The sequence below is a fragment of the Kitasatospora sp. MY 5-36 genome, assembly GCF_001182915.1.
Taxonomy (GTDB): domain Bacteria; phylum Actinomycetota; class Actinomycetes; order Streptomycetales; family Streptomycetaceae; genus Kitasatospora.
Window position 1 is genome coordinate 1 of record NZ_LFVW01000429.1, and the last position, 10,088, is coordinate 10,088.

The 10,088-nt window shown below is 74.6% G+C and carries 5 protein-coding genes and 1 pseudogene; 5 read left to right on the top strand and 1 reads right to left on the bottom strand.

Going from position 1 to position 10,088, the window contains the following annotated elements; all coding sequences use genetic code 11:
• Positions 1 to 2,215, top strand: a 2,215-nt coding sequence (locus tag AE652_RS25565) for a right-handed parallel beta-helix repeat-containing protein (RefSeq protein ID WP_049655549.1), incomplete at its 5' end; no start/stop codon positions are given.
• An 80-nt stretch (positions 2,216 to 2,295) separates the two neighbouring features.
• Here AE652_RS25565 and AE652_RS46590 read toward each other — a convergent pair.
• Entirely contained in the window at positions 2,296 to 2,931 is a 636-nt protein-coding gene (locus AE652_RS46590; protein ID WP_049655550.1) for a hypothetical protein, read from the bottom strand.
• Positions 2,932 to 3,171: 240 nt separating this feature from the next.
• Between AE652_RS46590 and AE652_RS46595 the strand changes: the two genes are divergently transcribed.
• The 4 genes and pseudogenes from AE652_RS46595 to AE652_RS25590 form a co-directional block, all read left to right on the top strand.
• Positions 3,172 to 3,474 carry a WXG100 family type VII secretion target gene (locus tag AE652_RS46595; RefSeq protein ID WP_049655551.1) on the top strand — a complete coding sequence of 101 codons (303 nt, stop codon included), beginning with the start codon at positions 3,172 to 3,174 and terminating at the stop codon, positions 3,472 to 3,474.
• On the top strand, positions 3,474 to 3,971 hold the full coding sequence (locus AE652_RS25580; protein WP_049655553.1) for a WXG100 family type VII secretion target: 498 nt from the start codon (positions 3,474 to 3,476) through the stop codon (positions 3,969 to 3,971). Before AE652_RS46595 ends, AE652_RS25580 begins: the two co-directional genes overlap by 1 nt.
• A gap of 90 nt (positions 3,972 to 4,061) precedes the next feature.
• Complete coding sequence (gene eccCa / locus AE652_RS25585) at positions 4,062 to 8,090, top strand: type VII secretion protein EccCa (protein WP_049655554.1); 4,029 nt, start codon at positions 4,062 to 4,064, stop codon at positions 8,088 to 8,090.
• A gap of 104 nt (positions 8,091 to 8,194) precedes the next feature.
• A pseudogene (locus AE652_RS25590) lies at positions 8,195 to 10,088 on the top strand (hypothetical protein); the annotation flags it as partial.

Genomic DNA, 10,088 nt, shown 5'->3' on the forward strand with positions numbered 1-10,088 from the left:
CCCGAGCAGCGCCCAGGGCCTGTACGTCGGCGGCACCGGCGGCGGCTCGTTCGAGGGCTGCGAGGTGACCGGCAGCGGTGGCGCGGCCGTCCGGGTGGCCGACGCGGCGGCCCCGGTGCTGCGCGCCTGCCGCCTGCACGGCAACCACGCGGCGGGCCTGCACGTCTCGGCCGACACCCCCGAGCCGCTCGCGGCCGGGTCGGCCGAGCCGGCCGAGGGCGGCACCGTGCTGACGGACTGCGAGATCACGGGCGCCGCCACCGTGGGCGTCCTCGCCGACGAGGACGCCCGGGTGCTGCTGCGGGACTGCCGGGTCTCGCGGACCGGCGGCGCCGGGATCGTGGCCGTGGACCGCAGCCGCCTGCGCCTGTACGACACCGTCACCACCGACACCGGCGACACCGGGCTGGCCCTGGGCCAGAGCGCCTCGGCGCGGGTCGAGGGCGGCGGCTTCCTGCGCGCCACCGGCAACGGCGTGTACGTGGCGGGCGAGGCCGAACTGGCGCTGAGCGGCAGCGAGGTGGCGGACGCGGGCTTCAGCTGCCTGCACCTGGGCGAGGGCGGCTCCGCCGACCTGGCCGACTGCCGCCTGCACGGCACGCCGGAGCACGGCATCAGGGTCACCGGCAACTCCCTGCTGAGCGCCGAGGGCACCACCGTCGAGCAGGCCCGGATGGCCGGGGTCTCGGTGGAGGAGCGGGCCGACGCGGTGCTGCGCGGCTGCACCGTACGGGCCACCGGCGTCGGCGTACGCCTGGACACCCGCCACCGCCCGCTGCTGGAGGACTGCGAGATCGCCGCCACGGCGGGCGCGGGCGTGGAGGTCGGCGAGCGCACCGGCGTGCTGCTGAACCGCGTCAGGATCCACGACACCGGCGGCTCCGGCCTGCTCGCCGCCGAGCGGAGCACCCCCGTGCTGGACGGCTGCGAGATCACCGACACGGCGGGCAGCGGCATCGTGGTGCGGGCGGGCGCCGACCCGCGGGTGCGGGCCAGCACGATCGCGCGCACCGCCAAGAACGGCCTGTACCTGGACGAGGGCGCGCACGGCCTGCTGGAGGACTGCGCGCTGTCCGAGACCGGCTACCCGGCCCTGTACGTCGGCGCGGGCGCCGATCCGGTGCTGCGCCGCTGCCTCGTCCACGACACCGCCGAGGACGTCGCGCTGGCCGAGCGGGCCGCCGCCGTGCTGGAGGACTGCCGGACGGAGCGGGTCGAGCAGGCCACCCTGCCGGCCGTCGGCGAGCCGGTCGCCCCGGGCACCCCGGCCGGGATCGCCCGGCCCTGGTCGCTGCCGGGAACGACGGCCGGAGCGACAGCCGGGGCGACGGCGGGGGCCGGCGCGCCGGCGGGCGACGGCGAGGCGGACGGGACGGAGGAGCGGGACCGCGCCGAGGCCGAACTGGCGGCCCTGCTCGGGGAGTTGCACCGGCTGGTCGGCCTGGAGCGGGTCAAGCGCGACGTCGAGACCATGGTCAAGCTGATGCAACTGGTCCGGCGCCGCAAGGAGATGGGCCTGCCGCCGCCGCCCACCAGCCGCCACGTGGTCTTCGCGGGCAACCCGGGCACCGGCAAGACCACCGTGGCCCGGCTGTACGGGCGGATCCTGCACGCGCTGGGCATGCTCTCCAGCGGCCACCTGGTCGAGGCGGACCGCGGCGACCTCGTCGGCGAGTACGTCGGGCACACCGCGCCCAAGACCACGGCGGTGTTCCGCCGGGCGCTGGGCGGGGTGCTCTTCATCGACGAGGCCTACGCGCTGGTGCCGCACGGCCAGGGCGGCGACTTCGGCCAGGAGGCCATCTCGACGCTGGTCAAGCTGATGGAGGACCACCGCGACGAGGTCGTGGTGATCGTGGCCGGCTACCCCGGGGACATGCAGCGCTTCATCGACGCCAACCCGGGCCTGGCCTCCCGGTTCACCCGCACGCTGACCTTCGACGACTACCTCGGTCCGGAGCTGGTCGACATCGTCGCCCACCAGGCCGAGCAGCACCGCTACGACCTGCCGGAGCCGACCCTGGCCGCGCTGGCCGGGTACTTCACGGAGCTGCCGCGCGACGAGGGCTTCGGCAACGGCCGCACCGCCCGCCAGGTCTTCCAGTGGATCACGGAGCGGCACGCCCAGCGGATCGCCGACCTCGACGCCCCGACGGCCGAGGACCTGACCACCGTCCTGCCGCAGGACCTGCCGGAGTTGAGCACGGCGGTCTGACGTACGGCGGTCCGGGGCACGGCGGTCCGGCGCACGGCGCCCTGGGGCTCCCCGCCCCGGGGCACGGCGCCGGCGACCGGTCAGGCCGTCGGCCTCGGCGCGACCTCCGGGAGGATCGACCCGTGGTCGGCGGACGCGTAGGCCTGGCCCGCCAGGTCCAGCCGGGCCAGGTAGACGCCGTAGATCTCGACGGCGTCGGCCACCTGGCGCAGCGCCGTCTGCAGCTCGGGGTTGATGATCGGCGCGAACTTCTGGGCGGCCTTCTGGACGCCCTTGTCCGGGATGGGCCCCGTCCGCGCGATCGGGCCCATCCCGCCGGCCATCCCCGAGTTGTCGTACCAGGTCCCGACGGGGGCGAACTCCTGGCCCCAGAAGGTGCCGCTGGCGACCACGGCGTCCACCTTGGCCTTCAGGGCGTTGTAGGCGTCCACCACCCCGGAGGTGGTGGACGCCCCGCTGACGATGACGGAGTAGACCGTCGACAGGTCCACCGAGAAGGACGCGTGGCTGGGCGGCGCGGGGGCGGTCCCGGACGGGCCGGTCCCGGACGGGGCGTTGGCGGGGTTCGTGAAGCCCTCGTTGAAGCCCGGGACGTAGCCGTTCTCCCACAGCATCTTCAGGGTCGGGTCGGCCGCGCCCCCGCCCGGCTTGGGGTCTCCGCCGCCGCCGTCCTCGGGCGACGGGACGTAGATCGGGGAGTTGATCGGGGCGACCACGCGGACCTCCGGAGCAGGGAGCGGGCAGTGAACAGGGCCATCCTCGCCCACCGGCCGCCCGGGGCGGGAGGTCCCCGTTCGGGGACGCCGGGGGGACAGAAAGCGGGTCTGTCCCGCCCGTCCGGCCGCTGCCTAGACTCCGCAGGGCCGACGTGCGTACGTGGACCAGCCGTACGCGGATCGGGCCGGGCCGGACCGGTGCGGACCGGCCGAACGACGAGCCCCCGGGGAGCGCCTGCCGTGGCCTACACCTTGCAGGAATTCAAGGTCGACCTGCAGCAACTGCTCGAAGCGTCCGGCACGCTGGGCGCCGAGAGCGAGAACATCAAGGGGGAGATCGACGCGATCGCGACGGCCCTGGCACCCCTGGAGACCGGCTGGATCGGCCCGGCCGGAACCTCCTTCGCCGCCATCACCAAGGTCTACAAGGACGACATGGTCGACCTGCAGAACCTGCTCGACGAGATGACCAGGCGGATGCGGTCGGCCTACCGGATGTACCACGACATGGAACTGGCCAACTACAACAACGTGCGCGCCTGATGAGCGTCGAACCCAACCCCGGCACCCCCGCTCCGGTCACGCCCGACTACGACACGGTCAAGCTCACCATCCCGCTGCACGAGATGGCGGCCGCCAAGGCCACCGTCGAGGCCTCCCTGAACAGCATCCTGGACAGCCTGGTCACGATCGAGCAGACCCTCGCCGACCTCAAGCTGGGCTGGGCGGGACAGACCGCGGACCAGGCCAAAGCGATCTTCGACCAGTGGAACGCCTGCATGGCGGAACTGGTCGGGACCAAGACCAAGGCCAAGCCCGACGGCGCGGACGGGGTCTTCCAGCGGCTGATGATCGCCGTGGGCAGCGCGGCCGCCAACTACGACCACGCCGAGGACTTCATCGTCACCAAGCTCTTCGCGCCGCTCACCGCCGCCATCGGCGCCCCCTCGACGGGCACCGGCGACCCGAACGCCTACAACCCGCCGCCGAAGGACCTCGTCAACGACAAGAGCAACACCGTGGTCGCCGAGATCTTCTGACCCGCCCGACCCCCGCCCCGGCCCCGGCGCGCCCCCGCGCCAGGGCCCGCCGCACCACCGCCGCAGTCGAGCACCGAGAGGCACAACCAGGTGAGCAGGATCCCCTTCCACCGGCCCACCCGCGCCCTGCCGCCGGCCCTGCCCGACCAGCGCGTGGTGCTGCCCGCCCCGCCGCAGACCCCGCAGGGCGCCAACTCCTCGGCCAGCACCTGGCTCTCCCTGCTGCTGCCGCTGATGAGCAGCATCAGCATGGCCGCCTACATGGTGATGTACCGCAACCCGCTGCTGATCGCGCTGGGCGTCGGCTTCGTGCTGATCTCGATCGCCGCCACCCTCGCCGTCCGCCACCAGATGCGCAGCGCGACCCGGCAGACCAAGGACCGCCAGCGCGAGCGCTACCTGCGCTACCTGACCGACGTCAAGAAGACGGCCCGCCAGGTCGCCGACAGCCAGCGGCTGGCGGCCGGCTGGCTGCACCCCTCGCCGGAGCGGCTCTGGGCGCTCGCCGAGCGCCGCCGCCGGGTCTGGGAACGGCGCGCCACCGACAAGGACTTCCTGCAGCTGCGCCTGGGCCAGGGGCAGGGCCCGCTGGCCACCCCGATCCAGCTCGGCACCCGCAACGACCCGCTCGCGGAGTACGACGAGCAGACCCACGCCGCCGCGCAGCGGGTGGTCGACCAGGCCGGTACGGTCGGCCGCCAGCCCGCCCTGGTCGACCTGGTCAGGACCGGCGTGCTCAGCCTGCTCGGCCCCGCCGACCGGACCAGGGCGCTGGCCCGCTCGCTGCTCTGCCAGCTCGCGGTGCTGCACGCCCCCGACGACGTCACCGTCGTGGTCTGCACCGGCGGCGACCCCGACTGGGAGTGGGCCAAGTGGCTCCCGCACACCCACGAGGCCGGGGCCCCGAGCCCGGCCGGTGTGGTCCCGCTGGTCGCCGCCGAGTTCGAGGCGCTCGCCGACGCCCTGGAGGGCGCGATCACCCGCGCCCAGGCCGAGCGGACCACCCGCCGGCCCGTCCTGGCGGGCGCCCCCGCCCCGGTGATGCGCCGGCTCGTCGTCCTGCTCGACCCGTACGACCCGGCCGCCGCCTGGGCCCGCGGCCCGGTGGCCACCTCCCTGCTCGAATCGGCCGGGCCCGACCTGGGCATCACCGTGATCTGCCTGGTCGGCGCCGAGCGCGACGAGCCCACCCGCACCGAGGTGCGCGCCCGGGTGGGCGAGGACGGCTCGCTGGTCCTGGAGGGCCGCAACACCGAGCTGTACAGCCGGGTCGAGGGGGCCGTCGCGGACGCCCCCGCCCCGGAGCTCTGCGAGCTCACCGCGCGGGCGCTGGCCCCGCTGAGCCTGTCCGAGGAGCCCGAGCAGCTGCTGGCCCGCACCATCACCCTGCCCGAGATGCTCGGCACCCCCGACGTGGCCGCCTTCGACCCGTCCGTCAGCTGGATCCCGGCCGGCGACGAGCGGCTGCTGCGCCTGCCGATCGGCCTGTCCGGCGAGGGCGACCCGGTGCTGCTCGACCTCAAGGAGTCCGCCCAGGGCGGCATGGGCCCGCACGGCCTGATCGTCGGGGCCACCGGCTCTGGCAAGAGCGAACTGCTGCGCACCATGGTCACCGGGCTGGCGATGACCCACTCCCCGGAGCTGCTCAGCCTGGTGCTGGTCGACTTCAAGGGCGGCGCCACCTTCGCCGGCGTCACCGGACTGCCGCACGTGGCCGGCCTGATCACCAACCTCGCCGACGACCTCTCCCTGGTGGACCGGGTCCGCGCCGCCCTCCAGGGCGAACAGCAGCGCCGGCAGCGGCTGCTGCGCGCGGCCGGGAACGTCGACTCGCTGCGCGAGTACCAGCTGCGCCAGGCGGCCGGGCAGTGCGACGTGGACGGCAAGCCGCTGGAGCCGCTGCCCTACCTGCTGATCGTGGTCGACGAGTTCGGCGAACTGCTCTCCCAGCGCTCCGACTTCATCGACCTGTTCGTCCAGATCGGCCGGGTCGGCCGCAGCCTGGGCATGCACCTGCTGCTGGCCACCCAGCGGCTGGAGGAGGGCCGGCTGCGCGGCCTGGAGTCGCACCTGTCGTACCGCGTCTGCCTGCGCACCTTCAGCGCCGCCGAGAGCCGCGCGGTGATCGGCACCCCCGACGCCTACCAGCTGCCCCCGATCCCCGGCTCCGCCTACCTCAAGGTGGACGAGTCGGTCTACCAGCGCTTCCGGGTCGCCCACATCTCCGGCCCGTACCAGGAGCCCGGCACGGGCGAGGACGGCGCCGCGGCCGGCCTCCCGGTCGTGCCCTTCGAACTGCGCACCGCGCCGCAGGAGGAGCCCGAGGAGCCCGCCGAGTCCCAGCCGCCGGCCCTGCCCGCCGGCCCCACCGAGATGGAGGTGGCGGTCGACCAGGTCTGCCGGTTCGGGCAGTCCGTGCACCAGGTCTGGCTCGCCCCGCTGCCCGCCGCGATCCCGCTGGACAGCCTGATCGGCCCGGTCTCCGAGCAGCCGGGGCGCGGCCGCCAGGCCGGCCTGTGGCCCGGCACCGGCCGGCTCGCCTTCCCCGTCGGCGTGCTCGACCTGCCCCTCCAGCAGCAGCAGCTGCCGCTCCAGTTCGACTTCGAACGCGTCCACGGCAACCTCGCCCTGGTGGGCGCGCCGCAGACCGGCAAGAGCACCCTGCTGCGCACCACGGTGCTGTCCGCGATGCTCACCCACACCCCCGACGAGGTGCAGTTCTACGGACTGGACTACGGCGGCGGCAGCCTCGGCCCGCTGGAGGCCGCCCCGCACGTGGGCGCCGTGGCCGGGCGCCGCGACGAGCAGCGGGCCCGCCGGGTGCTGGCCGAGCTCGGCCTCCTGGTCGCCGCCCGCGAGCAGCTCTTCGGGGAGCTGGGCATCGACTCGGTGGCGGCCTTCCGGGCGCTGCGCAAGGCCGACCGGCTGCCGGCCGGAACCCGGGCCGCCGACGTCTTCCTGCTGCTGGACAACTGGGGCGCGATCCGCACCGAACTGGAGGGCGCCGAGGCCTCGGTGCTGGACATCGCCTCCCGCGGCCTGGGCGTGGGCGTGCACGTGATCGTCACCGCCAACCGCTGGGCCGACATCCGGCCGAACCTGCGCGACAGCTTCTCCGGGCGCCTGGAGCTGCGGCTGAACGAGCCCACCGAGTCGGAGGTCAGCCGCCAGGCGAGCCGGCAGGTCCCCAACATCCAGGGCCGCGGCATCGTGTCGCCCGGCGTGCTGTACCAGGCCGTGCTGCCCCGGCTGGACGGCCGCGAGGGCACCGACGGCCTGGCCGAGGCCCAGGAGGACGCGCTCGGCAAGATCGCCGCCTCCTGGCCGGGCGCCGGCGCCCCGCCGGTGCTGATGCTGCCCGACCGGGTGCTGCTCGAGGACCTCGACCCCGCGGGGACGGCCGGCTTCGCCGCGGACGAGGTGCCGATCGGCGTCGGCGAGCGCGACCTGGCGCCGGTCGGCCTGGCGATGGGGCCGGGCGACCCGCACTTCCTGGTGTTCGGCGACGCCGGCAGCGGCAAGTCCGCCTTCCTGCGCACCTGGATGGCCGCCACGGCCGCCCGGAGCACCGCCTGGGAGTCCCGGTTCATGGTGATCGACTACCGGCGCAGCCTGCTGGACGCGGTGCCGGAGGACTACATCGGCGCCTACGCGGGCGACGCGGCCGCCGCCGAGGCCTACGTCGACCAGCTGGTCGCCAAGCTGGCCGAGCGGATGCCGCCGCCCGGCATCACGGCCGCCCAGCTCCGCGCCCGGGACTGGTGGGACGGTCCCGAACTGTACGTGGTGGTGGACGACTACGACCTCGTCGCGGTCGGCCACCAGTCCCCGCTGGCCAGGCTCGCCGACTACGTCACCCAGGCCCGTGAGATCGGCCTGCACGTGGTGCTGGCCCGCCGGGTGGCCGGTGTCGGACGCCCGCTGATGTCCGACCCGCTGCTCTCCCGGCTCAAGGACCTCGGCACCGGCGGCCTGATCCTCTCCGGCGACCCGCGCGAGGGCGTCCTGCTGGGCGACCAGCGCGCGGCCCAGCGCCCCCCGGGCCGCGGCGTCCTCGTCCGGCGCTCCGGACCGGCCAGGCTGCTCCAGGTCGCGCTCCGCGAGGAGGAGCCGGCCTGACCAGCCGGGCTCCTCCCACCGGGCCGGGGGCTCTCGCAGCCCCCGGCCCGTTCGTACCTTCCCGCCCGCGCTCTCCGCGGCAGTTGCTTCGAGGTGGATCCCCGATGGCCGACAACGGCTTCAGCATCAGCGACATCTACGCCCTGGGCAACCAGTGGATCGAGCTGGGCAACACGGTGTACGCGGCCCGGTACGGCACCAGCATGGCCATGGACAAGTTCCAGTGGACCGGTGACGGCATGGTGGCCGCGCACGACGCCTGGAACCTCGTCGGCAACAGCGTGCTCGACCCGGCGGTCACCACCTGCTGGAAGATCGGCGACGCCATCAACGACTACGGCCGGGCACTGGAGAAGATCATGGCCGCCGAGCAGAAGGCCGCCAACGCGGCCGGGCTGGCCAGCATCATCGCCACCATCCTCGGGTTCGTCCTCCCCTTCGGCCTGGGCTTCCTCGCCAGGCTGATCGCGCCGCTCCTCGAAGGCCTCATCACCCTCATCACCAACATCCTGAGGACGATCGGCGAGAGCCTGCAGACCATCCTCAACATCGGCGCCTTCATCGGCGGCGCCGTGGCCGGCGGCCTGCTCCAGCTGGGCACCGACCTGCTGGCCCAGCTGATCGCCGACAAGATCTACGACGTCCCGTTCGAGATCGACTGGGCCGCCGAGGGCATGAGCATGGGCTTCGGGGCCGTCTTCGGCGGCCTCGGGGGCCTGGCCGGTCTGCGCGGACCCAAGGAGGTCGGGATCGGCGGCGGCCCCAAGGGGGTCGGGGGCAAGGGCGTGACCCCGCCGAAGGTCGACCCGCCGGGTGTGAAGCCCCCGGTCACCGAGCACGTCCCGCTGCCGGGGCGCGGCTCCGTGCCGCTTCCGGAAGGGCCGGGGCACATCGGCGGAGTCACCCCGGGCGGCATCGGCAAGGTCCCGCCGCCGGAGCTGTTCCCGGGCGGCGGCAAGCCGCTGGGCGCCGAACCGGGCAGCGTGCCGCCGGGACGCTCGCCCGTCGCCCCCGGCGGGGTGGAGCCCCCCAAGACCGGGATCCCCCACGAGGCCCCCGGCACCACCCCGCCCGGCCCGCCCAGGACCACGACGCCCGGCCGGGGCCCCGAGCCGGTGACCCGGGAGCCCGGCCAGCTCGACCCGTCGGGAACCCACCAGCCGACCCCCGGCGGTCAGGTGAAGCCCGGGACCGGAGTGCACGAGCCCGGGGCGGGCGGGATCGGCAACGTCGCCCCGCCGAAGAGCACCGGCGGCCAGATCGGCGGCCAGGAGACGCACGGGCCGCTGGGCGGCAAGGACGGCTCGCTGCCCGACGCCACCTCGCGCTCCGTCAACGAGACGGGCGGGAACGGCGGTTCGCGCGGCACCGTCAACGGCAACGGCACCGGCACCGGCAACGTCACCCGGCCCGGCCCGAACGAGCAGACCCCCGGCCACTCGCAGTCCGAGACGCCCGTCGACAACCAGACCTACAAGGCCTCCTTCGACCGGCAGCCCGGCGGAACGCGGCCCGGCAGCGACGTCGGCGCCAACGGCCGGCCGTCCTCGGCCTCCGCCCGCGTCGAGGGCGACAACGCCGTTGTGGCCACGGACCGCAACTCGCTCTCCGCGAAGACCCCCGGAAACCACGACGGCCTCCCCGGCGGCAACAACAACCGGCCCGAGGGCGTGAAGCAGCCCCTCAAGGAGGGCGCGGAGGCGCCCACGAACAACCAGCGGACCGCCACCGGAGGCGGCACCACCCCCCGCGACACCCCGCTGGAGCCGATGCGGGACAACGGAAAGTCCGGCGGCTCCTCCGGTTCCGTGCCCAAGGGCAACGAGCGGACCAACCAGTCGACCGGGGGGCAGAAGCCCCTGACGAGGGAACTGGAGCCCCAGGCACCGGAGAACAGCAACCGGCAGTCGACCGCCTCCTCGGCGCGGGAGCACGAGGGCAGCACCAACGGGACGAAGCAGACCACCTCCGAGAGCACGGCCCCGGGCAAGGGGGACC